A 23,648-nucleotide genomic window follows, 5' to 3' on the forward strand; every position below is an offset into this window, starting at 1 on the left:
AGCCATGATCAGGAACGGTGTCAAGCAGCGCTGGGCGGAGGGCAAGCCCGTCATCAACGGCTGGCTTTCGATCGGCAATTCCTTCAGCGCTGAGATCATGGCCGGTCAGGGCTACGATGCGCTCACCATCGACATGCAGCACGGCATCGTCGGTTATGACGGCACGGTGCCGATGTTGCAGGCGATGCGGGCAAGCGGCGTGACGCCGCTGGTGCGCGTGCCCTGGCTCGATCCCGCCGATATCATGAAGGCGCTCGATGCCGGCGCTTATGGCGTGATCTGCCCGATGATCAACACGCGCGCCGAGGCCGAGCGGCTGGTCTCCTACGTGCGTTATCCGCCCGCCGGTGTGCGCAGTTTCGGGCCGAGCCGGGCGCTCTTTTCCGCCGGTCCGGGTTATGCCGCGGAAGCGGACGACGAGATCATCTGCCTCGCCATGATCGAGACCGCGCAGGCCTATGAGAACCTTGAGGACATCCTTGCGACCCCCGGCCTCGACGGCGTCTATATCGGCCCCGCGGACTTGACGCTTGGGCTCCAGGGCAAGCGCTATGCGCCCGGCTTCGACCGCCGCGAGCCGGAGATGATCGAGGCGATCAAGCGGATCCTCCATGCGGCGCACAAGGCCGGCAAACGTGCGGCCCTGCACAACGGCACCCCTGAATATGCGGCCGAGGCCGTCGGCTGGGGCTTCGATTTCGTCACCGTCTCCAACGACGTCCGCTTGCTCGCCGCCGCCGCCGATGCGAGCGTGCGGAAATTCCGCGAGCTCGTGCAGGAGGTCGCTCCCGAAAACAAGATCGATACGGGAGGCTATTGAATGCCGAGGATTCTAGTGGCCGGCAAGATCCACGCGGATGGGCTTGCGGTCCTGCACTCCGCGCCGGGCGTGACGGTCGATTATGTCGAGGAGGTTTCCGCGGCGAGCTACCAGCCGTTCCTCGCCGCCGCCGATGCGCTGCTCATCCGCACCCAGCCGCTGCCGGCGGAGTTCATTGCCGGCGCGCCGCAGCTGAAGATCGTCTCGCGCCACGGCGTCGGGTACGATTCCGTGGATGTCGAGGCGCTGAACGGGCGCGGCATACCGCTTGCCGTCGTGGGTGACGTGAATTCGCGAGCCGTGGCCGAACATGCCGCGATGCTCATGCTTTCCGCCGCCCGGCGCACCGTGCTCTTCGACCAGAAGATGCGTGCGGGCGACTGGAATTACCGCAATACGCTCGATGCTGACGAACTCGACGGGCGGACCCTGCTTGTCGTCGGTTTCGGGCGCATCGGCCGCCGGCTGGCGCAGATCGCGATGGTGCTCGGCATGGCGGTGCTGGCCTATGACAAGTTCCAGGACGCTGCCGAGATCGCGGCGGCTGGCGTAACCCCGGTCGCAGACCTGCGCGATGGCCTCAGGCAGGCCGACGTGGTGTCGCTGCATGTGCCGAAATCCGGCGCCGAGCCGCTCATCGGGGCGGCGGAACTGGCGGTGATGAAACGCTCCGCCATCCTCGTCAACACAGCGCGCGGCGGCCTGATCGACGAGGCGGCGCTGCTCGCCGCGCTCAACGAGGGGCGGCTGTCCGCGGCCGGCCTCGACGTGCTCGATTCCGAACCGCCGGCGCGCGACGACCCGATGCTCGCCTGCGAGCGCGTGGTGCTTTCGCCGCACAATGCCGGGCTGACCGAAGCCTGCGGGCGGCGCATGGCGATCTCGGCGGCGACCAATATCCTCGATTTCTTCAAGGGCACGCTCGATCCGGCGCTGGTCGTCAACCGCGACGAGATCGCGGCGCATGCCCGTTCGAGTGTCGGCGCCTGACCCTTTGGAGCGCTGTTTCCCGGCTTCGGCCAAAACGTTGCAGACTTTTGATTTATGCAATACTGCACGGTTTCTGAATGACACGAACTCTGGGGAGTGGAGGCTCAATGCCGCGGGTAAAACAGTCCGACCAGCCGCCACCGAAAACGGCGAATTACGAGACCTTCTTCAACATCGTCACGGAAGCCTATCCCAATCTCAGCGACCGGTTCCAGCAGGTCGCGCGGTTCATCACGCAGAACCCCAACGTCGTGGCCATGCAATCGATCAATGCGATTGCCGAACAATGCGGCGCGCATCCCTCCATCCTCGTGCGCTTCGCGCAGAATTTCGGCTTTTCCGGCTTCAAGCAGCTCCAGTCGGTGTTCCAGAGCCGGCTGTCGACCGCCGCACCCGGTTATCGCGAACGCATCAGCGCACTCGACGTCGATCTGGAAAAGACCAAGCGCAAGGGCAATCTCGGTTTCCTGCATGATCTGGTGGTGCGCGATATCGCGACGTTGCAGGAACTGTTGAACACGACGACGGAGGAGAGCCTTTCGCAGGCCGCACGCGCGCTGAAGAACGCCAACACGATCTTCATCGCTGGCCAGTTGCGCTCCGAGCCGATCGCGAAATTCCTGCGCTACGTGCTCTCCATGCTGCAATGCCGCGTGATTCTTCTCGATCCGGCCGGCGGGCTTGCGCCGGAAATGGCGAAGGTGATGGGCAAGAAGGACGTACTGGTCGCCATCGCCTTCCGACACTATGCCAAGGAAGTGGTGACGATCGCCGATGTCGCGGCGGAAAACGGCACGCCGATCGTGGCGATCACCGATAGCCAACTTTCGCCGCTCGCCAAGAATGCGACGGTGCTCTTCACCATTCCGGAAGACGAATATTCGTTCTCGCGCTCGCTCGCCGCACCCATGTGCCTGACACAGACGATTGCGGTGGCGCTCGCTGCGCTGCTTCAGGAAGACAAGAAGGGCTCGCCCGAGATCCCGACGGTTACGGGCAAGCAGCGGCGCAAGAATTGAGGTCAGCCGGTAATCTCGCCGACCTTCACGAAGCGGCCTACCGCCTGGGAGCGAATGGCCGCCTCGGCCAGCACCAGCGCCTTCTCCCCATCCTCGAAGGTGGCGTCCGGCTTGGTGTTTGAGGCAACGCAGGCGAGGAACGACTGGAGGCCGAGTTCGAAGGCTTCGACATAACGTTCGATGAAGAAATCGAGATAGGGCTCGCCCGCACCCGTCGTCATGGCATTGAAGCGCTCGACATGGTGGGCGCGGCGGTTGCCGGAGATCAGCATGCCCTTCGAGCCGAAGAGCTCGACGCGCTGGTCGTAGCCATAGGCGGCGGCGCGGGAATTGTTGATGTGGCAGAGCTTGCCGCTTGCCGTGCGCATGACGATCATCGTGGAATCGACATCGTCGAATTCCGCGAGCGTCGGATCGACGAGGGTGCTGCCGGTGGCGAACACCTCGACGGGTTCTTCGCCAAGCATGAAGCGGGCGAGGTCGAAGTCGTGGATGGTCATGTCTCGGAAGATGCCGCCGGAGACCTTGAGATAATCGCGCGAGGCGAGGCCCGGATCGCGCGAGGTAATGATGACCTGCTGGAGATCGCCGATCTCGCCGGCGCGGGTGGCGTCACGGGCGGCGCGGTGGCCGGGATCGAAACGGCGGTTGAAGCCGATCTGCACGGGCTTTTCGAAGCCCGCGATGGCCTGGCGGCAGGCGATGACGCGGTCGAGCGACAGGTCGATTGGCTTCTCGCAAAAGATCGCCTTGCCGGCCTTGGCGGAAGCCTCGATGAGGTCCGCGTGGGTCGCCGTCGAGGTCGCGATCAGCACGGCGTCGGCGAGCGCGATCGCCTCCTCGGCGCTGGCGGCGACGGTGCAGCTGTAGCGCTGTCCGATCTCTTCGGCGGCGGCTGCGACCGGATCGTAGACGGCGGTGAGTTCGGCGCCTTTGGCGCGCACGACGGTGGCCGCGTGCATTTTGCCAATGCGGCCGCAGCCGAGCAGGGCTATTCTCGTCATCGGTTCCTCCCGGAAAATTGGAATGCAAAATTCGTTGCGCTTTTGATATTCTCTCAATAATAATTCTGCAAGCCCGTTTTCGGGCCAGCGAGGATTTTGAGGGAGGTGAGCATGGCAGAGGGTTCCGACAAAGCAGAATTCCCGTTGGCGGAGCGCCGCTTGCGGCTCGGTGTCGTCGGCGGCGGGCAGGGCAGTTTCATCGGCAAAGTGCATGCACGCGGCGCGCGGCTCTCCAACCGCTGGGATGTGGTTGCCGGCGCGCTATCGTCCCGGCCGCAGATCGCAAAGGAATCCGGGCGGGCCTGGCTGCTCGCCGACGACCGCATCTATACCGACTACCGCGTGATGGCCGAGCGTGAGGCGGCGCGGCCGGATGGCATCGATGCCGTCGCGATCACCACGCCCAACAATTCCCACCATGCCATCGCTTGTGCCTTCATGGAAAAGGGCATCGACGTGATCAGCGACAAGCCGCTGACCACGACGCTTGACGATGCGCTTGATCTGGTGCGCCGGCAGAAGGAAACGGGCCTCGTCTTCGGCGTAACCTACGCCTATGCGGCCTCCGCCATGGTGCGGCAGGCCCGCCAGATGATCCGCGAGGGCGCGCTCGGCAAGTTGCAGCAGGTGCATGTCGAATATTTCCAGGAATGGGCGCTGACGCCGCCGAAGGACGCCGGTGCCGGCGCGCAATGGCGCGTCGATCCCGCGATCGTCGGCCCCACCTTCACGACGGGCGATATCGGCACCCATTGCCACCATCTCGGCGCGTTCGTCTGCGGCCGCCCGGTCACGGCGGTGCGCGCCGAATTCCACACGCTCGGGCCGCCGAAGGCGCTGGAGGACACCGCCTTCATGCATGTGCGCTACGAGGGCGATATTCCCGGCACGATCATGATTTCGCAGGTGGCGCCCGGCGCCCATTGCGGCCTGCGCATCCGCGCTTTCGGCGACAAGGCGAGCATCGAATGGAACCAGGAGGAACCGGAACTCCTGCATTTCCGCCGCTTCGGAGAACCCGCGCGCATCCTCACGCGCGGCGAGGGCGCCGGCATCAGCGTGCGTGCGGCGCGTTTCGTGCATATGCCGCGCGGCCATCCCGAGGCATTGAGCGATGCCTGGGGCAATCTCTACTTGGAATTCGCCATCGCTGTCGAGGCGCGGCGCCTCGGTCGGACCTTGCCCGAAGGGTTGCTGGAATACCCGATGGTGGAGGATGGTGCGCTCGGCGTGAAGTTCATCGAGGCGGCGCTGGCGTCCAGCCAGTCGGGCGGTGCCTGGGCGGATTGCACCCTGCAGTTCTGATCTGCAATAAGTATTGCAAAAAGTAATTATATGAAATAAAAGTTTCTCGATAGGAGCTGGCGCCGGAGGCCAGCTCAGGGAGGTTTACCATGTCCACCATCCGCCTGACCATGGCACAAGCCCTGGTGCGCTACCTCTGCAACCAGTTTACCGAGATCGACGGAAGGCGCGAGCCGCTGTTTCCCGGCGTCTTCGCCATCTTCGGCCACGGCAATGTTACATGCCTTTCGGAAGCGCTGGAAGCGGTCAAGGACACGCTGCCGACCTGGCGCGGCCAGAACGAGCAGTCGATGGCGCTCGCCGCGATCGGCTTCGCCAAGGCGACGCGCCGCCGCCAGATCATGGTCGCGACCAGCTCCATCGGCCCCGGCGCGCTGAATATGGTGACGGCCGCGGGCGTGGCGCATACCAACCGCCTGCCGATCCTGCTTCTTGCCGGCGACAGTTTTGCCAACCGTCGTCCCGACCCGGTCATGCAGCAGGTCGAGCATTTCGGCAATCCGACGATCACCGTCAACGACGCCTTCAAGGCCGTGACGCGCTATTGGGACCGCATCGTCCATCCGGAACAGATCCTTTCCTCGCTGCCGCAGGCCGTCGCCGTCATGCTCGACCCGGCCGATTGCGGCCCCGCCTTCATCGGCTTGCCGCAGGACGTGCAGGAAGTCGCCTGGGACTATCCGGAGAGCTTCTTCGCGCCGACCGTCCACAGGGTGCCGCGCCCGCGGCCCGATCGCGACAGCCTTGCGGAAGCCGTCCGCGTGCTCAAGGCGGCAAAACGCCCGCTGATCATCTCCGGCGGCGGCGTGCGCTATTCCGGTGCGGAAACGGCACTCGCCGCCTTCGCCGAAAAACACGGCATCCCGCTCTGCGAAACCATTGCCGGCAAGGGCACGGTCACCCACGACCACCCGGCCCATGTCGGCCCGATCGGCATTGTCGGCTCCACCTCGGCCAATGCGCTGGCGGCGGAAGCCGACGTGGTGCTCGCCGTCGGCACGCGGTTGATGGATTTCACCACCGGCTCCTGGACGGCCTTTTCGCCGGACGCCCGCTTCGTCTCGATTAACGCCGCGCGCTGGGATGCCAACAAGCACCGCGCCGTCGCCGTCGTCGGCGATGCGTTGGAAACGGTGGGCGAACTGGAAGCAGCGCTCGGCGACCACAAGGCCGATGGCGCTTGGACGGAAAAGGGCCGGCTGGAATTCGCCAAGTGGAACGATGCGCTCGACGGCTACCAGAAGCCCACGAATGCGCCGGTGCCGACCTATGCCCAGGTCGTCGGCATCGTCAATTCCAAGGCGAAGGACCGTGATCTCATCATCACCGCCGCCGGCGGCCTGCCGGGCGAGGTGATGAAGAACTGGCGCGTCAAGGCGCCGAACACCTTCGATTGCGAGTTCGGCTTCTCCTGCATGGGCTACGAGATCGCCGCCGGCTGGGGTGCCGCCATGGCTGACTCCACCCGCACGCCCATCGTCATGATCGGCGACGGCACCTATATGATGATGAACTCGGACATCTATTCGACCGTGCTCTCCGGCCACAAGATGATCCTCATCGTCTGCGACAATGGCGGCTATGCGGTGATCAACCGCCTGCAGAACGCCAAGGGCACGCCGGGGTTCAACAATCTCATCAAGGATTGCCGCGTCAAGGAACCCTTCGCCGTCGACTTCGCCAAACATGCCGAGGCGATGGGCGCGCTGACGCGCCGCGTCGAAAGCCTCGCCGATCTCGGCGACGCCGTCGAATGGGCGCAGACGACCGACCGCACCACAGTCATCACCATCGTCTCCGACGCCTTCACCTGGACGCCGGGCGACGCCTGGTGGGATGTCGGCGTGCCGCAGGTGAGCGAGCGGGCGGAAGTCAACGCCGCTTCGAAGGACCAGCTTGAAGGTCGCAGGAAACAGCGCGTCGGCGTCTAATCGCGGCACTGCCTCGACACCATTTTGATCTGAGGACGACAAGCATGAGAACCATCAAGGGTCCCGGCGTGTTTCTTGCGCAATTTGCCGGCGATGAAGCGCCTTTCAACTCGTTGAAGGGGTTAGCGGGTTGGGCTGCCGACAAGGGGTTCAAGGGCGTACAGATCCCGACCTGGGACAGCAGGGTGATCGATCTCGAACGTGCGGCGGATAGCCAGGACTATGTCGACGAGATCAAGGGTACTCTTGACGCGCATGGCCTCGTCGTGACGGATCTTGCCAGTCACTTGCAGGGACAACTCGTCGCCCTTCACCCATCCTTCAACCTGCCGGCCGATTCCTTTGCGCCTGCCAAGGTGCACCGTGATCCCAAGGCCCGGCAGGAATGGGCTGTCAACCAGTTGCTCTGCGCTGCCAAGGCCTCGCGCCGGTTCGGTGTCGATCGTCATACGACGTTCAGCGGAACGCTTCTGTGGCCCTATTTCTACCCCTATCCGCAATGGCCGGACGGGCTGATTTCCGATGGCTTCGATGAACTGGCGCGGCGATGGCGGCCGATCCTCGATGCCTTCGACCAGGAGGGGGTCGACGTCTGCTACGAAATCCATCCGACCGAGGATCTGCATGACGGCCTGACCTTCGAGATGTTCCTGGAGCGCGTCGACAACCATGCGCGCTGCAATATCATGTACGACCCGAGCCATCTGGTGCTTCAGTCGATCGACTACCTCGCCTACATCGATCATTTCCACCAGCGTATCAAGACCTTCCACGTCAAGGATGCGGAGTTTCGGCCCACGGGCAAGACCGGGGCCTATGGCGGGTATCAGCCGTGGGTCAACCGCGCCGGCCGCTTCCGCTCGCCGGGAGACGGACAGGTCGATTTCGGCGCCATCTTCTCGAAACTCACGGGCTACGGCTTTGACGGATGGGCAGTGCTCGAGTGGGAGTGCTGCCTGAAAAACTCGGAAGACGGTGCGGCCGAGGGCGCAGGCTTCATTCGCGACCATATCATCAAAGTTTCTGATCGCGCTTTCGACGACTTCGTGAAGTCCGGCGCGGACCGGTCCGTCAACAAAGAAATTCTCGGGATCTAAGGGCCTTGTCCGTGTCGAAAACAAACCTGTCCAACCGTCGTCTTCGTCTCGGCATGGTCGGTGGCGGCGAAGGGGCCTATATCGGCGGCATCCATCGCTTTGCCGCACGTCTCGATAACCACTACGATCTCGTCGCAGGCGCGTTCGATGTCGATGCCGAACGGGGGCACAGTTTCGCCTCTACTAACTTCATCGACCGGGACCGCTCTTATGGCGACTATCTCGCTATGGTCGCGGGAGAGCGCACACGGGATGACCGCATCGATGTCGTTGCGATCTGCACGCCCAACCATACGCACTTTCCGATCGCCAAAGCGTTTCTCGAAGCCGGGTTCGACGTCATCTGCGAGAAGCGGATGACGACAACCGTCGAGGATGCGATCGCCCTTCACGACCTGGCGCAAACGACGGGGCGTTTCCTCGGGGTGACCTACACATACAGCGGTTATCCGATGGTTCATGAGGCGCGCGCAATGGTTGCGCGCGGGGACCTTGGCAAAGTCCGCGTGGTGCAGGTCGAATATCCGCTGGAATGGATGGCCACAGGGATCGAACTGCAAGGCAACCAGCAGGCGGCCTGGCGCACGGATCCGAAGAAGAACGGACGCGGCGGTTCGATTGGTGACATCGGCACTCATGCCTATCATCTCGCGGGTTTCGTAAGCGGATTGAAGGCCGAGGCCGTCGCCGCCGATCTCACGACTTTCGTCGAGGGGAGAGCACTGGACGACAACGCCCACGTGATGATCCGCTACGAAGGTGGCGCGCGGGGCCTTCTGTGGTCTTCACAGGTGGCGATCGGCCAGTCGAACGGCTTGAGGCTGCGGGTCTTCGGCGAGAAAGGCAGTCTCGTCTGGCATCAGGAGCAGCCGAATGAGCTGGTCTTCACCGGGCTCTTCGGCGCTCCAGCCACGATCAAGCGCGGCCGCGACGATCTCACCGATGGTGCGCGCATTCGAACCCGGACGCCGCCGGGCCACCCGGAAGGCTATATCGAAGCCTTCACGAACCTCTATTCCGGCTTCGCCGCCGCCATCCCGGCGAAGGAGAGCGGAGCCTCGGCCGGGCCGTTCGGGGAGGGACTACCGTCGTCCTATGACGGACTTAAAGGCGTCGCCTTCGTCGATGCCGTCGTCGACAGCCATGAGAAGCACAATGGCGGATGGTTGTCGTTGCAGTTCGCGTAGAGCGCGCACCGGACAAGCCGAACCGCAAGACAACGCGTAAGCGCAGGAGAGGAAATCCGAATGGCACAGTTTGAAAACAAGATCATCGTCGTGACAGGTGGCACCCAGGGACTCGGTGCCGCAACTGCAAAGCTTCTTGCGGAACGCGGCGCGAAGGGGCTTATCATTTGCGGGAGATCTGAAGAAAAAGGTGCGGCACAGGCGGCCCAGCTTGGAGCTCTGGGTGCCGAGACCGTTTTCGTCAAAGCCGATCTGTCGAATGTGGAAGATTGCAAGGCCGTCATCGCTGCGGCAGACAAAACGTTCGGCCGGCTCGACAGCCTGGTCAATGCTGCCGGCATGACAAATCGCGGGACCATCCTCAGCACCAGCCCGGAACTCTTCGACCAGCTATTTGCGGTCAACACCCGGGCGCCGTTCTTCCTCATGCAAAGTGCGATCGAGCTTTTCAAGCGCGACAGCATTGCTGGAACGATCGTCAACATTTCGACGATGTCCTCGATGGGCGGACAGCCGTTCCTGGCTGCCTACAGCGCCTCCAAGGGCGCCCTTGACACGCTCACACGCAACACCGCTTACGCCGCACTTCGGAACCGCATCCGCGTCAACAGCCTCAACATCGGCTGGATGGCCTCCGAGGGAGAAGACAGGACGCAACGCGAACTGGACGGCCAGCCGGCCGATTGGCTCGAGAAAGCCGTCGTCGCCCAACCAAATGGCCGCCTGATCGAGCCTGAAGAGGTCGCCCGGGCAATCGCGTTCCTTGCGTCAGAGGAATCCGGCCTGATGACCGGTGCGATCATAAACTTCGACCAGGCGATCTGGGGCGCCTATGACAGCCTGCCGCACGCGAATTCGGCCCTGTGATGCAGGTCAAAAGGGCCTAGCTTTCAATATGCCGCGGCACCAGCGGATGGATATAAGGGATCGCTTCCGGCGATACCGGGAACGGAATGTCCTTGCCGGCCGGGCGGACGGCGAGCGTCCTAACATCCTTGGGCGTCAGGCCGAAAAGCGCCTTGAAGGAGCGCGTAAAGGTCGAAGCATGCGCAAAGCCAAGTTCGAATGCCATGTTCGAGAGGCGCAGGTTTTTTTCGGAAGGGTCGGTCATCCGGCGGAACGCATGCCGCAATCGTCGCTCGGTGATGTAGGCGGTGACGCCTCCAAGCGGCTCGAAGGCGCGGTACAACGTCGAGCGCGTCATGCCGAACTCCTCGAGCAATGCCTGGACCCCCAAATCGGGATCGGTCAATCTACGTTCGATTGCAGCTTTCACGCTTGCAAGCGACACGGTGCTCCCCTGTATGTCGGGCGTCACCTTTGAATGTGATATGGTTTCAAAGCAGGATTTGACGAGCAGGATCATCGCCTCGGCGATCGGGCTTGCGTGCGGCGATTGTATCGCCGGCCCCATCTCCATGGTGTGCTCCATGATGCCGATCAGTATTCTTGAGAGTGCTCCTGGCCGGACCACAAGACCATGCGCGCTGTCAAGCAGCGGAATGGCCCGCTCCAGTTTCCGCCGTTGAATGGCGAGGCTGATATTCTCGACAGACGGTGCCTCGATGACGATCTCCTGTGAGAGATCGAAGAACGCAAGTTCTCCTTGCTCGACCCGCTGGATTTTATCGCCGATACGATAGGTAAAATGGCCGCTCGTGTAGCAAACGACCAGGATATCGTCGGTCGCCGACCTGGCAATCGTTCGCACCGTCCGCGTAAACCGGGAGGCGGTCGCTCTTGCCCGCGAAACGGTGACGTCCGGCAGGCAATAGATCTCTGACTCAGAAGAGAACGGCGTCATTCCGCCAGAATCCGGCACCTCGAACTCGAACAGTGGAAGCATCATTTCACTGTAGGCTGCCAACGCCTGGGGATCGGCCTCGGGGAAGATCATTTTGAAGCAATCGATGGTCGAGGCGGCGTTGGGAAGCGAATGTTTTGTCATGAAACTTTCGACGGGTGGAGATGTACATCCAGCTAAATAATAGGCCCGACCTCCGACGATATTCAAGCGCCATGTCAGGGGCATTTCTCGCCGATTGGTGACAGGGCAGTCCGGTCTCTATACCGCCCGTCCCAGATGCTTATCACAGCGTCCAAACCGCCTTTATGCGTCTTGACTGTAACGTCGCTCCATTCAGACAGTCTCCTCCGCGTGGAGACGGTGTCCGTGCCGGCCATGAGTTGCATAAGTCATCATATCGCGAAGAGAAGAGAGGCCTATCCGGTTCCGGAGACATTCGGATCGCGGGAGAATAGCGACCTCTTTGAAGAACAAACCGGATCGATCTGCACTTGGCCATCCGCCATGATATTTGAGGGGAAAATGTACGTTACGCAGAGTTATATTGATGTCGACGAAGCCGCAGAGAACCCAGACCTTGTTAATGGGAGTGTTACGATCGGCATCACCTTGATTGACAATAAAACGTTGATAAGGCCCATGGTAACCGACTTTGGGCCCAGAAGTGGCAATAGTCTCGTTCTGTTTGCGAAGGATATGGACACGATCATCCGGGGACTGAGCGCTTATACCGGCAGCTCGTCCATTGCTCTCACGGGACCGGTCGCCGCTCTTCCAATGGTGTTTGGCGATCCGAGGAAGCGACAGAACGTCACTGCCCAGTACATCAAGGGTCAGGTCCAGAATGTTGGCAATAATGTCAAAGGATTACGCGTAAAGGCGATGGGGACGTTCGAGCGCTGGCAGAACAAGAGGGGAGGCACGCCGAACGCGAAACTGAAGGAGATGCAAAGATTTGGCAACAGGATCGGCTTCGATGGACACCTTTGGCATGACGGCCCGAAGAACTACGGTGGCACCAAAGATACTGTAAGGGATTACAATCTTGCCGTGAGCCACGCTCTCGTCTACTTGTTTCCTGCCTCTTACCGAATGTCATTTAACCGCAATGTCGTCTGCGCCATAGATGGCAAAGGGGAAACTTCACTTGCAGCAATTGCCAGGCTTTTGAGAACCGTCAAGCTCTAGCGCATCGGGCTTCGTGGTTCATCATCCGCCGCCTAAGGGTTTCCCGAAGCCCGAGACGTTCCGACAACTGGTTAGGAAATTTCAGGCAAAAGCAGGTGGTTGCTGAGTGGGAATGCGCTTGGAAATAGCGTGGCTAGGCTTGAACCGTGCGGCGAACGGTGTTGCAATTATCAACCGCGCTGCAATGCTATTGAACAAGGGTCGAGCCCTTCGTTATACGCCGCCCTTGGCACAGGAACCGGGAAGACGAAAGAAGTTCCAGATCGCTTCCACCTGGTAGTCGAGCATGTGACGGCCCTCCTGGATGGGGTGTCCCAGATTTTCGGCTTCTGCCAGCAGGCGCGTCTTCGGCGGCTTCATAATGGCCTCGCACACCAACGCCCCCGGTCGCAGACCTGCCGGGTCGAAGGGGAGCGCGTCGGTGGGGGACATACCGGCTGAGCTTGCATTGATCGCAATGTCATCGAGTGCGGATGGTGGACCGACGGTGATGGGGACTGCCGTATGCGCGGCAAGCCGCGCGCTGAGGCGTTCGGCGAGTGGCTGGTTGATGTCGAAGATCCGGATTGTCGCCGCATCCCGGTCGATGAGGGAGAGCGCTATAGCCGTGCCCGCCCCACCTGCACCGACGATAGCGCAGCGCCGGCCCGCGATGGGTCCGTGTCTGGCCTCCACCCCGATGGCAAATCCTTCGCCGTCATAGAGGTCGCCCGCCCACCCGTCTTTCGTCGGGCGGATCACATTGGCGGCGTGCGCGATCTCGGCGCGATGCGAGGCATCCGACAAAAGCCGCGCGGCGGCGAATTTGTGGGGGACCGTGATCACCAATCCCCCGAGGTTGCGCATGTGTCGCAGGCCCTTCAGCGCGTCCTCGAAATCGCCGGTCGTGACGTGCATGGGAACCATGACGGCATCGATACCCCTTTCCCGAAAGAGCGCGTTGAAGACTTCGGGGGAGCGGGCCTGTGCGATGGGATCACCGACGATGCCGAAGATCGTTGTCATTGCCGACCTGCTCCAGCCGCCGGCACCCAGAGATTGGTCCGCGGCCCTTGATGGAACAGCACCGACTTCGTTTCCATGAAGTCCTCAATCGCGTGGGGACCCTGTTCCCGGCCGATTCCGCTTTCGCGCATGCCGCCGAAAGGCATTTCGGGAAAACCGTCCATCCAGCAATTCACCCAGATCGTGCCTGCCGAAAGTTCGCGACCTGCTTTGAGAGCGCTTTCGTAGCGGCTCGTCCAGATGCCGGCGGACAGGCCATAATGCGTGCCATTGGCAATCGATATGGCGTCATCGAGATCCTCGAAGGTCAGTGTCGAGAGCACCGGGCCGAAGACTTCGTCGGTTGCGATCGGCATCTGGCGGGTGACGTCGCTGACGACCGTCGGCGTCATGAAGAGGCCCTTGGCGGTCTCCATGCGCGTCCCACCGAGGCGGACTTTCGCGCCGTCGCTACGTGCGCCGCTGACGAAGCCGAGGATGCGGTCCATCTGGTTCTGGTTGACGATTGCGCCAACCTTGGTCGCTTCGTTGAGCGGGTCGCCGACGGTTACGCGCTTCGTCAAGGCCTCGACACGGGCGAGGAATTCGTCGCTGATCGACTTTTCGACGATGAGGCGGCTTGACGAATTGCAGCACTGGCCGGCGTTGAAGAAGACGCCGAACACGACGGCATCTGCCGCAGCGTCGAGATCGGCATCCGCGCAGACGATCTGCGGGTTCTTGCCGCCGAGTTCGAGTGCGACATGCTTGAGGTTGCCTGCCGATGCGCGGACGATACCCTTGCCAACGGCGGTGGAGCCGGTGAACGAGATCATGTCCACATTCGGGTGCTCAGCAAGCCGCTGGCCAACGGTTGCGCCATAGCCAACGATGATGTTGACGACGCCGGCAGGCACGCCCGCTTCGTTGAGGATGGCGCCGAGCCGCAGTGCCGATCCGGGGGTGAGTTCGCTGGGCTTGACGACGACGGTGCAGCCGGCCGCCAGCGCGAAGGGCAGCTTCTGGCTGAGGATCACGAAGGGGAAGTTCCAGGGCGTGATGAGCGCGACAACGCCGACCGGCTCACGCGTCGTCAGGCCGAGCATGTGGGGACCGAGGCTGGAGTTGCTTTCACCATGCTGGGAGCGGGCCTGCCCGGCGGCGTAGCGCCAGAGGTCGATCGCGCCCGCGATCTCCGCGCGGACCTGCGTGATCGGCTTGCCGCCTTCCAGGACGTCGGCGAGGACCAGTTGGTCCTTGTAGGTCTCGACGAGATCGGCCACGCGAAAGAGGACGCGCGAGCGCTCCGCGCCGCTCATGCGTGGCCATGGGCCGGTGTCGAATGCCTTGCGCGCGGCGGCGACCGCGCGGTCCGTGTCGGCGACATCGGCGAGCGGATAATCGCCGACCACGATATCATGGGCAGGGCTCGAGCGGGTGAAGCGCTCGCCGGAGGCCGCGTCGCAGGCGTTCCCGTCGATCCATTGCTGGTAGGATTGGGCCTTGATCCCGGTTGCCTGGTCAATCGTCATCATGCGGTTCCTTTCACGCTGTGACCCGCTGCGGCCAGGATGAGATCCGATGCCTTCTCAGCGATCATGATGGTGGGTGCGTTGGTGTTCGCACTGATTTCGAGCGGCATGACCGAGGAATCGCAGACGCGAAGACCTTCGATGCCGCGCACGCGCAATTCGGGATCGACGACAGCGAGATCGTCCGTCCCCATCTTGCAACTGCCGACCGGGTGGTAATCGGTCTTTGCCCACTGGCGCACATAGGCTTCAAGCTCCTGGTCCGTCTTCATCTGCGGGCCGGGCATGCGTTCGGTCTTAAGGTACGGGCGCATCGACGGGGCGGCCATGACCTCGCGTGCCAGTTTCAGGCCGGCAACCGCCATGCGCATATCGTCCGGGTGCGACAGGTAGTTGGGATCGATGAGGGGAGCCGTCGTCGGGTCGGCGCCGGCAAGCCGCACCGTTCCGCGGCTCTTCGGTCGGAGCAGGTTCGTATAGAGGCAGACGCCATAACCCGGGATGCGCATGAGGCCATGGTCGACGACATAGGCCGGTAGGAAATGGAGCTGGGTGTCGGGAATTTCCGACGCAGGATCGGCCTTCACGAAGGCGCCGGCCTCGACGATGTTGGTGGTAACCGGACCGTTGCGAAACAGCAGATACTGCAGCACCCACCACGCCTGGCGGATATGCTGGTCAACCCCATAGTAGCTGTGCGGGCCGCTGCAGTCGTAGACTGTGTAGCAGTCGAGATGGTCTTGCAGGTTTTCGCCCACACCTTTTACGTCGGCGACGACAGGGATGCCATGTTTGCCAAGGTGCTCCGCCGGGCCAATTCCGGACAGCATGAGCAGTTTCGGCGAGCCGATGGCGCCGCTCGTCACGACGATTTCGCGGCCAGCATGGGCGCGCTCGATACTGGTGGAACCATCGACACGATATTCGACGCCAACGGCGCGACCGTTCTCGAGGATCAGCCGGCCGACCTGCGCCCGTGTGATCACCGTGAGACCCTTGTTCTTGCGCGCAGGCCGCAGGTAGGACACCGCAGAACTTCCTCGCCGGCCGTCCCGGGTAGTCGTCTGGTGGTAGCCGACACCTTCCTGTTCGGCGCCGTTGAAGTCGGGGTTGTAGGGAATGCCGGCTTCCTGCGCGGCCTTGATGAAGGCGGCAGAAATCTTCAGGGGGCTGATCGCATCCGAGACGGCAAGCGGTCCATCGACGCCGTGGTACTCGTTGGAAAATCGCGCGTTCGATTCCGCCTTCCGGAAATAGGGGAGCACGTCGTCGTAGGACCAGCCATGCGCACCGCCGGCTGCCCATCTGTCGTAGTCGGTGCGATGGCCGCGGGTATAGATCATGGCGTTGATGGAGCTGCCGCCGCCGAGCGTCTTGCCCTGCGGATACCACATGTCGCGGTTGTTGAGGTGTTTCTGCGGAACGGTGCGGAAGCCCCAGTTGACACGCGGGCCGCTCAATTTGGTAAAACCGGCAGGGACATGGATGAACGGGTGATTGTCCGGGTAGCCCGCTTCGAGAAGAAGAACGGTCGCACCCGAATCGCTCAATCGCGCCGCCAGAACGCAACCCGCGGCTCCGCCGCCCGCAATGATATAGTCATAAGTCATTGAAAAGCCTCTTCCCATGCGGCGGCCCTGCTGGGCGCCGAAACACGGTCTCCTATTATGCGGAGACGGAAATTTCTCCGATATCGTTCAACGATGCGGGTGCGAAATGGGCCTTGTCCATTTCGACCGGGTTGCGCACGATCGGCGCAAAGGCCATGCGGTCGAGAATGTCCGTGCGGATATCGACGCCGGGCGCATGCTCGATCAGTTCCACGCCGCCATCCGTCAGCTTGAAGACCGCGCGTTCGGTGACGTAGTGGACGGTCTGGCCGCGTTTGATCGCTTCGCTGCCGCTGAAGGTGATCCCGGCCACCTGCTCGACCAGCTTGGTGATCTGGCCGTGCCGCTCGATCTTCAATCCACCGTCAGCGAGGCCGATGCTTGCGCCTTTGGCATCAAAGCTGCCGCAGAAGACGATATTCTTCGCGCCTTGCGAGATGTCGATGAAACCGCCGGGACCGCTGATCTGGCCGCCGAAATGCGAGACGTTGACATTGCCGAACCGGTCCATTTCGGCAAGGCCGAGGAAGGTCTGGTCAAGGCCACCACCGCTGTAGAGATCGAACTGTTCGCTCGCAGACAGGATTGCGACCGGGTTGGCGGCGATGCCGAACAGGTCTCCGGTTAACAGGTCGCCGCCGTGGATGCCCTGTTCGATGGTGAACCAGTAGTGACTGCTTTCGCCTGCTCGCACAATGTGCTCGGCAACACCGGCCGACATGCCGAAGCCGAAATTGATGGTCGCACCTTTGATCAGCTCGACGGCACCCCGCCGCGCCACGATCTGGCGCACGATATCTGCGGTCGCGGGCAGCTCGACGGGCGTCTCATGCGGACCAAGGCCGGCGAGCGCGAGGTCATAGGGGCCGTGATAGGTCTGGGCCTGATCCGGGTCGGCGAAGACATAATCGACGAGGTTGCCGGGAATGGACACTTCGCGCGGTCGGAGCCTGCCCTTCGGCACCACCTCCCGAACCTGCGCGATGACGATGCCGCCGCTGTTCTTGGCGGCAAGGGCGATCGAATAGGAATCGAGATCCGCCGGCTCTTCCGACGCGCTGATATTGCCGAGCTCGTCGCTGAAGGTTCCACGGACAACCGCGACATGAACGGGGAATGGCTTGTAGCGAAGCACTTCCCGACCGTCGATTTCAAAAAGCTCGATGATTTCTTCCGTGGTACGATCATTGCAGCGCCCGCCGCCAAGACGCGGATCGACGAAGGTGCCGAGGCCGACATGAGTGAAAAGACCCGGCCGCCGGGCGCCGATCTCACGGAAAAGATTGGTGATCGCGCCGCTCGGCAGGCAATAGGCCTCGATCTTGTTTTCCTGGGCGAGGCGGAGCATGCGCGGCGACCAGATCCAGTGGCCTCCGATGACGCGCTTCACCATGCCTTCATAGGCGAAACGGTTGGTGCCTTTCTCGATGCGATCGCCCATGCCGAGTGCGTGGATCAGTGTAAGCTGCGAAGGGCGACCCGTCGAAAGGAACGTCTCCTCGAAGGCGCCGAGAATGGTTTCCGGTTCGAGCAGGCCGCCGCCTGCGCCCGAGATCGCAACCGTTGCGCCCTCGGCGATGGTCTCGATCACCTGCCGCAAGCCGGCTTTATCGACGATCTTCATTCTAATTCTCCGTGCCTGACCGACAGCCGCAAGAGCGTCGGATGCAAAGCGTAGGTTGGAGGACCATGCGCACCTGCCGGCTTTCGGACGGCGTGCGCTGGTCCCGTTCGATGCGGTCGATGAGAAGCTGGAGGGCGCGCTGGCCCATGATCAGCCCCGAGCCATCGACGCTGGTAAGCGGCGAGAGGGAAACCGCGCCGAAAGGCACGGCGTCGAAGCCGACGAGAGCCAATTCGCCCGGGATGGTGCGGTTCATCTCGTCGCATGCCTGCATGATCCCGAAGGCAAGGTTGTCGGTTGCAGCGAAGATTGCGGTCGGTGGGTTTTCCAGCCTCAGAAGTTTGAGACCTGCCTGATGACCGGCCTCGACATCCATGCGATCGAGCGACAGTTCATGCATGGCCGGGGGCTCGATGCCTGCCTCGGCAAGGGCGCCCTTCCATCCTTTCAAGCGATCCTGGAACTGGGCAATGCTGAGGGGGCCGCCGACATAGGCGATCGATCTGTGACCGTGCTGCAGGAGATGATTGACGGCGAGCTTGGCACCCTTGACGCTGTCGACGAGCACCATGTCAACCTCCGCATCCGGAAGATGGCGGCTTGCGAGAACAACGTTGACGCCGTCCTTTGCAAGCGCCGTCACCTCGCGGTCCGCAAGCCTGACTGAGGCGAAGGCGATGCCGTCCACCTGACGCTGACGCATCGCATTGACGATCGTGCTCTCGCGTCTTGGCTCGCCGTCGGTGCTGGCGAGAAGGAGCGTGTATCCGCGGGCAGCGGCCACTTCCTCGGCGCCACGAATAAGCTCTGCATAAAAGGGGTTGCCGATATTGGCGACGACGAGGCCGATCGTGTGGCTGCGCTTAAGGCTCAGCCCCTGTGCCACCCTGTTCGGCGCATAACCGAGCTCGGACACGGCAGCCGCAATACGCTCTTTGGTTTCCTGCGAGACGTAATGGGTGCCGTTCAGAAATTTCGAAACGGTCGCCTTCGACACGCCCGCCGCCTTTGCGACGTCTGTAATTGTCACTGCCATAGCATCTTGGCCTCCTCGGATTCTGGTACCATAACGGATTTTGAAAGGAAACCGGTTTCTTAAATCATCACTTTTTTGTCTATTGCATCGTTCAATTGCAGGAACTATAGGTAGGAAACCGGTTTCCGGTCGATCATCGTTCTTGGAGGAGAAACTTCGATGGCCTACACCAATACGACGTCCCGCCTGCGGGTTTCCGCTATTGCCGCGCTTGCATGCGGCGTGGCGCTGTTCGCATCTCATTCGTTCGCCGCTGACTACACCTATAATTCCGACAAGCCCGAGGCCAAGCAGATCGTCGGCGCCGAGCTGAGCAAGACGCTGGGTGCGGCGCCGAAGAAGGAAGGCGTCAAGATCGGCGTCGTCCTGAAGAGCCTCACCAACCAGTATTGGCAGGGCATCGCGAAGGGCGTGGAAGCGGCTGCGAAGGATCTCGGCGTCGAGGTCACCATCCAGGCCGCCAACAGCGAGGCGGACCCGACGCAGCAGCTCACCATCGCCCAGACGATGATCGGCCGCAATTTCGATGCCTACGTGCTTTCGCCGGTGTCCGTCTCAAACCTCACGCCGGCCGTGCGCGAGCTGCAGAGCCGCAACGTGCCGATCGCCAATGCTGACGATGCGCGCATCGCTGCAACGGTCTATATCGGCCCGAACCACGAGCTGAACGGCGTGGTTGCGGCCGATTACATGGCCGAGCACTTGCCGGATGGCGGCGAGGTGGCGCAGATCGAGGGCCAAGCCGGCTCGAGTGCTGCAATTCTGCGCATCAAGGGCTTCAAGGAAGGCATTGCGAAACACGCGAACCTGAAGCTCGTGGCGAGCGTTCCGGGTAACTGGGATGGAACCCAGGCTTATAATGCGACCCAGACGATCCTGCGCAAAAATCCCGACATCAAAGCGATCTACGCCAATAACGACACGATGGCCGTTGGCGTCGCCAAGGCGGTCACCGACATGGGTCTGACCGGCAAGATCATCGTCATTGGCACGGACGGCATTCCTGCCGCGCTTGACGGCATCAAGAACGGGACGATCACCGCAACGGTTACGCCGCTTCCCTACTACCAGGGCTATTGGTCGGTGGAATCGCTTGTTCGCCTGCTCGGTGGCCAGCAGGTCCCGGACTGGATCGTTGCGCCCGCGCAGCTCATTACCAAGGACAACATGACCGAGTTCTTCGACGACAAGTATGAGGTGAAGGAAGGTCTCTACAACAAGTAGGTGCGGCTTCACGCTCAATCTGGTCCGGAGTGCATCATGTCCGCATCCACCGCAAAGCCGCTTCTGAGCCTCAAGGGAATCTCAAAGAGCTTCCCGGGCGTCAAGGCACTGCAAAACGTCCATCTCGATCTCTATCCGGGTGAAATTCATGCCCTGATGGGGGAGAACGGAGCTGGCAAGTCGACGCTCCTGAAGGTGATGTTCGGTGCTTATTCCGCGGATGAAGGTGCGTTCGAACTCTCAGGCGAGCCGGTCTCGATTCGAGGCCCCGTAGATGCCCTGCACAAGGGCATCTCGATGGTCCACCAGGAACTGAGCCTCGTGCCGCAACTGTCGGCTATCCAGAATATCGTCCTCGGCCGGGAGAAGTCGGTTGCCGGGTTCATAGACTGGTCGGCGGCGCGGCGCGAGGCACTTGCCGCACTCGCGCGGCTGGACTTCCAGGGTAACCCGCATGTCCCCGTATCGCGCCTCAGCGTGGGCCAACAGCAGACGGTCGAGTTGGCGCGGGCCATTGCGGCGAATGCCAAGATCATCATTCTTGACGAGCCGACAGCGAGCCTGAGCACGAAGGAATCGGAGAAGCTCTTCAGCATCCTGCGCGAGCTGCGGGCAGACGGGCACGCGCTCGTCTATGTCTCGCACCGCCTGGCGGAAGTGTTCGACCTTGCGGACCGGGCGACGGTGCTGCGGGATGGCCAATATGTTGGAACACTCCTGCGTGGCCCGGATCTCAACGAGACATCCCTCGTCAAGATGATGGTGGGTCGATCACTCGAAGATTTCGCAATCCAGCATGAAGCGGCGCTCGGCGCCGTGGCGCTGAAGGTCGATGGCCTGGCGCGCAACGGCGTTTTTCAGAACGTCAGCTTCGAGGTGCGCCGCGGCGAAATCGTCGGCATGGCCGGTATGGTCGGCGCCGGGCGAACGGAAGTCGCCCGCTGCATCGCCGGTGCCGATCGTATCGATGCGGGATCGGTCTCCGTCAACGGCAAGGCTCTCTCTCTTTCATCGCCGAGCGATGCGGTGCGTGCGGGCATCGCGTTCCTCACCGAGGATCGCAAGCATCAGGGGCTCGCCTTGCGCATGTCACTTGCCAAGAACGCGACGCTGACCCGCGTACCCACCCGCATGGGGCTCATCAACCGCACGAAACAGGCGGCTGACGCGAAAAGCGCGCTCGCGTCGGTCGGTGCGCGAATGCCGACGACGCGGCTTGCGGGCCAACTCAGCGGCGGAAATCAGCAGAAGGTCGTGCTCGCGAAATGGCTTCTGAGCGGATGCGACATCTTCATCTTCGACGAACCGACGCGCGGCATCGACGTCGGCGCAAAGGCCGAAATCTACGCGCTCATGCGCGATCTCGCCGATAAGGGCGCGGCTATCCTGATGATCTCGTCGGATCTTCCCGAGGTCCTTCGGATGAGCGACCGCGTCCTCGTCATGCGCGAAGGCACGCTGTCCGGTGAAGTCGCGCGCGCTGAAGCAACGGAAGAGCGGATCATCGCATTCGCGAGTGGAGGAAATACATGGCAAAGCTAGAAGCCGCCAATGCGTCACCTGGAGCAGCTGCGACCGAGAAGTGGTCGGTCCGTCGGCTGTTCAGCGAATGGCGCGAGCTCGGGATCATCGCCGCTCTGATCATGACCGTGCTGGTCTTCACGGCGATCGATCCCGAATTCCTGAGCAGCTACAACCTGGTCAATATCGTGCTTCAGGCATCGGTAACGGCCATCCTCGCCATGGCTGTCACCTTCGTCATCATCACCGGTGGCATTGATCTGTCGATCGGTACGGCGCTGGCACTCTCTGCCGTCGTCAGCGGCCTATTGATGTCACAGGGCTATCCCTTGCCCGTCGTCGTGCTCGGCACGCTTGCGACGGGCGCGCTTGCGGGCCTCTTTAATGGCACCATCATCACGCTCAGCGGCATCACGCCCTTCGTCGTGACCCTGGGTTCGATGAGCATCTTCTCGGGACTTGCGCTGATCGTCTCCGGCGGCCAGACCGTTTATGGCATACCGCCCGAGTTCAGCGACCTGCTCGCCGGGAAGATCGGACCGATACCGACGCCGATCGTCATCGCCTTTGTGGTCCTTGTCGTCTCCTCCGTCGTCATGCGGATGACGAAGCTCGGAGAGTATCTGATCGCACTCGGCGGTGCCCGCGAAGTTGCGCGCCTTGCCGGCATCAAGGTAGGCTTCTACACCGCAATCGCCTATGTCATCTCAAGCTCGCTCGCCGCCGTCGGCGCTATGGTGACGGTGGGGCGCCTCGGCGCGGCCGATCCGGCGCTCGGCGCAGACCTTCTCCTGCCCGCGATCGCCGCGGCCGTCATGGGCGGTGCCGATCTCAACGGTGGGGAGGGCAGCATGCTCGGCGCTGTCATCGGCGCTCTCCTGATCGCCACGTTGCAGGCGGGCCTGACCTTCCTGAACGTACAAGCCTTCTACCAGCAGGTCGCAATCGGTGTGGTCATCATCCTCGCACTGCTGTCCAACCGGCTGCAGAAAGCTTGAACCGTGTCCAATCTCAAGATTGAAACTGACCCGCGTGGCTGCCGAACCCTCTGGCTCGACCGTCCGGCGAAAAGAAACGCACTCGACGAGGCTCTGCTTTCGGACCTGCTCGACGCGGCGATTGACACACGGATGACGCCTGGCCTTCGGCTCGTGGTTCTCCGGTCCACGTCGCCCCTTTTCTGCGCGGGCGCGGACCTGAACGACTGGGCGGACATAACGCCTGCAAAGGCGCAACGCCTGTCCCTGCTCGGTGCAAAGGCATTTCAGGAGCTGGCGGACCTGCCCGTTCCGGTCGTCGTGGTGGTGGAAGGTGCTGCGCTCGGCGGTGGCTTCGAGCTGGCGTTGGCGGGCGATATCCGGATTGCGACGACACAGGCGCGGTTCGGTTTCCCCGAAGCCCGTCTCGGTAACACGCCGGCCTGGGGAGGCGTGCCGCGCCTTACCAAGCTTTGCGGTGTGGGGACTATCCTTGATGTGCTGCTTACTGGCGATCCGATTAATGCGGAGCGCGCCGAACGTCTCGGGATCGTGCAGCGGCTGTGCGCACCGGACGATCTGGATAGGACGCTGATGGGGCTGATCGACAGCCTTCTGTCGTGCGATACCACGACGCAAGGCTACATCAAGGCGATGTTCGGCAATCCCAGCGCGCTGATCGCGGCCAAGGAGGCCGCGTTGGCCGGCTTTACCGCAACGCGCGAGGAGGCGAGCGCCCGCAAGCAGGCATTCCTGGATAGCCGCCGCAAGGCATAGGGCACCGACTGAAGT

Annotated in this window: 20 protein-coding genes; 13 read left to right on the forward strand and 7 right to left on the reverse strand. The window is 62.3% G+C overall.

All coding sequences use genetic code 11. The features are described from left to right. Window positions 1-4 precede the first annotated feature (4 nt). From AC1Q6Z_RS11925 to AC1Q6Z_RS11935, 3 genes are all read left to right on the forward strand, one after another. Entirely contained in the window at window positions 5-820 is an 816-nt protein-coding gene (locus tag AC1Q6Z_RS11925) for an HpcH/HpaI aldolase family protein (protein ID WP_492647960.1), read from the forward strand. After that, window positions 821-1,810, forward strand: a complete 990-nt coding sequence (locus tag AC1Q6Z_RS11930; protein ID WP_439615799.1) for a hydroxyacid dehydrogenase — start codon at window positions 821-823, stop codon at window positions 1,808-1,810. A 107-nt stretch (window positions 1,811-1,917) separates the two neighbouring features. After that, entirely contained in the window at window positions 1,918-2,829 is a 912-nt protein-coding gene (locus AC1Q6Z_RS11935; protein WP_492647961.1) for a MurR/RpiR family transcriptional regulator, read from the forward strand. A 2-nt stretch (window positions 2,830-2,831) separates the two neighbouring features. On the opposite strand, the gene iolG is transcribed toward AC1Q6Z_RS11935, so the two are convergent. Beyond that, window positions 2,832-3,833 carry an inositol 2-dehydrogenase gene (iolG, locus tag AC1Q6Z_RS11940; protein WP_492647962.1) on the reverse strand — a complete coding sequence of 334 codons (1,002 nt, stop codon included), beginning with the start codon at window positions 3,831-3,833 and terminating at the stop codon, window positions 2,832-2,834. Between the two features lie 111 nt (window positions 3,834-3,944). Between iolG and AC1Q6Z_RS11945 the strand changes: the two genes are divergently transcribed. From AC1Q6Z_RS11945 to AC1Q6Z_RS11965, 5 genes are all read left to right on the forward strand, one after another. Then, entirely contained in the window at window positions 3,945-5,138 is a 1,194-nt protein-coding gene (locus AC1Q6Z_RS11945; RefSeq protein ID WP_492647963.1) for a Gfo/Idh/MocA family protein, read from the forward strand. Window positions 5,139-5,227: 89 nt separating this feature from the next. Next, window positions 5,228-7,069: a 3D-(3,5/4)-trihydroxycyclohexane-1,2-dione acylhydrolase (decyclizing) gene (iolD, locus tag AC1Q6Z_RS11950; protein ID WP_492647964.1), complete on the forward strand. Its 1,842-nt coding sequence runs from the start codon at window positions 5,228-5,230 to the stop codon at window positions 7,067-7,069. A gap of 44 nt (window positions 7,070-7,113) precedes the next feature. Beyond that, window positions 7,114-8,166 carry a sugar phosphate isomerase/epimerase family protein gene (locus AC1Q6Z_RS11955; RefSeq protein ID WP_492647965.1) on the forward strand — a complete coding sequence of 351 codons (1,053 nt, stop codon included), beginning with the start codon at window positions 7,114-7,116 and terminating at the stop codon, window positions 8,164-8,166. Between the two features lie 53 nt (window positions 8,167-8,219). Then, window positions 8,220-9,353: a Gfo/Idh/MocA family protein gene (locus tag AC1Q6Z_RS11960; protein ID WP_492648344.1), complete on the forward strand. Its 1,134-nt coding sequence runs from the start codon at window positions 8,220-8,222 to the stop codon at window positions 9,351-9,353. 60 nt (window positions 9,354-9,413) lie between these two features. Then, window positions 9,414-10,220 carry an SDR family oxidoreductase gene (locus tag AC1Q6Z_RS11965; protein WP_435265806.1) on the forward strand — a complete coding sequence of 269 codons (807 nt, stop codon included), beginning with the start codon at window positions 9,414-9,416 and terminating at the stop codon, window positions 10,218-10,220. Between the two features lie 16 nt (window positions 10,221-10,236). Here AC1Q6Z_RS11965 and AC1Q6Z_RS11970 read toward each other — a convergent pair whose 3' ends face one another. Beyond that, entirely contained in the window at window positions 10,237-11,301 is a 1,065-nt protein-coding gene (locus tag AC1Q6Z_RS11970) for a helix-turn-helix domain-containing protein (protein ID WP_492647966.1), read from the reverse strand. Between the two features lie 225 nt (window positions 11,302-11,526). On the opposite strand from AC1Q6Z_RS11970, the gene AC1Q6Z_RS11975 reads away from it, so the two are divergent. Further along, complete coding sequence (locus tag AC1Q6Z_RS11975; protein WP_492647967.1) at window positions 11,527-12,348, forward strand: hypothetical protein; 822 nt, start codon at window positions 11,527-11,529, stop codon at window positions 12,346-12,348. Between the two features lie 213 nt (window positions 12,349-12,561). Here AC1Q6Z_RS11975 and AC1Q6Z_RS11980 read toward each other — a convergent pair whose 3' ends face one another. From AC1Q6Z_RS11980 to AC1Q6Z_RS12000, 5 genes are read right to left on the reverse strand one after another with little or no spacing between them, the layout of a single operon-like run. Continuing rightward, the gene (locus tag AC1Q6Z_RS11980) at window positions 12,562-13,353 is read right to left on the reverse strand and encodes a shikimate dehydrogenase family protein (protein ID WP_439615792.1); all 792 of its coding nucleotides are present in this window, start codon (window positions 13,351-13,353) and stop codon (window positions 12,562-12,564) included. Continuing rightward, window positions 13,350-14,867: an aldehyde dehydrogenase family protein gene (locus AC1Q6Z_RS11985; protein WP_492647968.1), complete on the reverse strand. Its 1,518-nt coding sequence runs from the start codon at window positions 14,865-14,867 to the stop codon at window positions 13,350-13,352. Before AC1Q6Z_RS11985 ends, AC1Q6Z_RS11980 begins: the two co-directional genes overlap by 4 nt. Next, complete coding sequence (locus tag AC1Q6Z_RS11990; protein ID WP_492647969.1) at window positions 14,864-16,474, reverse strand: GMC family oxidoreductase; 1,611 nt, start codon at window positions 16,472-16,474, stop codon at window positions 14,864-14,866. Before AC1Q6Z_RS11990 ends, AC1Q6Z_RS11985 begins: the two co-directional genes overlap by 4 nt. A 55-nt stretch (window positions 16,475-16,529) precedes the next feature. After that, a complete protein-coding gene (locus AC1Q6Z_RS11995; protein ID WP_492647970.1) occupies window positions 16,530-18,098 on the reverse strand; it encodes an acyl CoA:acetate/3-ketoacid CoA transferase in 1,569 nt (522 codons plus the stop codon). A 1-nt stretch (window position 18,099) separates the two neighbouring features. Beyond that, window positions 18,100-19,134, reverse strand: a complete 1,035-nt coding sequence (locus AC1Q6Z_RS12000) for a LacI family DNA-binding transcriptional regulator (protein WP_492647971.1) — start codon at window positions 19,132-19,134, stop codon at window positions 18,100-18,102. Between the two features lie 159 nt (window positions 19,135-19,293). Between AC1Q6Z_RS12000 and AC1Q6Z_RS12005 the strand changes: the two genes are divergently transcribed. Genes AC1Q6Z_RS12005 through AC1Q6Z_RS12020 form a run of 4 tightly spaced genes read left to right on the forward strand, consistent with a single transcriptional unit; the run spans window position 19,294 to window position 23,633 of the window. Then, entirely contained in the window at window positions 19,294-20,358 is a 1,065-nt protein-coding gene (locus AC1Q6Z_RS12005; RefSeq protein WP_435265798.1) for a sugar ABC transporter substrate-binding protein, read from the forward strand. A gap of 36 nt (window positions 20,359-20,394) precedes the next feature. Continuing rightward, window positions 20,395-21,900 (forward strand): sugar ABC transporter ATP-binding protein, encoded by a 1,506-nt coding sequence (locus AC1Q6Z_RS12010; protein ID WP_492647972.1) that lies wholly within the window; start codon window positions 20,395-20,397, stop codon window positions 21,898-21,900. Then, on the forward strand, window positions 21,888-22,877 hold the full coding sequence (locus AC1Q6Z_RS12015; protein WP_256116363.1) for an ABC transporter permease: 990 nt from the start codon (window positions 21,888-21,890) through the stop codon (window positions 22,875-22,877). Before AC1Q6Z_RS12010 ends, AC1Q6Z_RS12015 begins: the two co-directional genes overlap by 13 nt. A 3-nt stretch (window positions 22,878-22,880) precedes the next feature. Further along, window positions 22,881-23,633: an enoyl-CoA hydratase/isomerase family protein gene (locus tag AC1Q6Z_RS12020; protein ID WP_492647973.1), complete on the forward strand. Its 753-nt coding sequence runs from the start codon at window positions 22,881-22,883 to the stop codon at window positions 23,631-23,633. The last annotated feature ends 15 nt before the right edge of the window (window positions 23,634-23,648 follow it).

Source organism: Shinella sp. GW835-FHT14H05, assembly GCF_058793575.1.